Raw genomic sequence first — 1,096 nt, forward strand, 5'->3', positions numbered from 1 at the left:
AATGTCGGAGGTATCGCCCTCCAGGGCCTTCAGCGCCGAACCGGTGATGATCGGGGTGTCGTCACCCGGGAACTGGTAGGAGGAGAGCAGGTCGCGGATCTCCATCTCGACCAGCTCCAGCAGCTCCTCGTCGTCGACCATGTCGGCCTTGTTCATGTACACCACGATGTACGGCACACCGACCTGGCGGGCCAGCAGGATGTGCTCCCGGGTCTGCGGCATCGGGCCGTCGGCGGCGGAGCAGACCAGGATCGCGCCGTCCATCTGGGCGGCACCGGTGATCATGTTCTTCACGTAGTCGGCGTGGCCGGGGCAGTCCACATGAGCATAGTGCCGCGAGTCGGACTCGTACTCCACGTGCGCGGTGGCGATGGTGATACCACGGGCACGCTCCTCGGGAGCGCCGTCGATCTGGTCGTAGGCCTTGAACTCGCCACCGTGCTTCTCCGCCATCACCTTGGTCAGGGCCGCGGTCAGAGTGGTCTTGCCGTGGTCCACGTGGCCAATGGTGCCGACGTTGACGTGCGGTTTCGTACGTTCAAATTTTTCCTTGGACATCGGAACGCTCTCTCTAAGGATATTAGGTTGAAAGACGCTTGGCTCAGAAGAAGAAATGTGGAGCCCATGAGCGGATTTGAACCGCTGACCTCACCCTTACCAAGGGTGTGCTCTACCAACTGAGCTACATGGGCCGAAAACCTGGTTTTGTGGAGCGGGTGATGGGGATCGAACCCACGTCATCAGCTTGGAAGGCTGAGGTTCTACCATTGAACTACACCCGCCTCGAGCTGGCTCCGGCGGCCCGCCGTTTTCGACAGGCGGGCTACTCAAAAATCTGGTGGAGGGGGGAGGATTCGAACCTCCGAAGGCGGAGCCGTCAGATTTACAGTCTGATCCCTTTGGCCACTCGGGAACCCCTCCGAGCGAAAACGCGCATTTTAAGCAGCGAAGTGTCCCTGTCAAGCCCCGCCAGAGGAAAAACCGCTTCTGCCGGCACTTGGGACACCCCCTTCCAGCCACCGCTCGAAAGGGGCGCGCATTGTTGCTCAAGCGCAGACAAAACTCAAACATTTTTTCCGCCCTCGCGCCGCCAAGG

At 60.6% G+C, this 1,096-nt stretch carries 1 protein-coding gene and 3 tRNA genes; all 4 read right to left on the minus strand.

Annotated elements, in window-relative coordinates:
* The coding region (locus tag ACYQ2W_RS26320; protein WP_459871977.1) for a GTP-binding protein at positions 1-558 on the minus strand (558 nt) is incomplete at its 3' end.
* A gap of 58 nt (positions 559-616) precedes the next feature.
* Positions 617-692, minus strand: a tRNA-Thr gene (locus ACYQ2W_RS26325).
* Between the two features lie 16 nt (positions 693-708).
* A tRNA-Gly gene (locus tag ACYQ2W_RS26330) sits at positions 709-782 on the minus strand.
* A gap of 54 nt (positions 783-836) precedes the next feature.
* Positions 837-921: transfer RNA gene (locus tag ACYQ2W_RS26335), tRNA-Tyr, on the minus strand.
* Between the last annotated feature and the right edge of the window lie 175 nt (positions 922-1,096).

The sequence above is a fragment of the Endothiovibrio diazotrophicus genome, assembly GCF_054657215.1.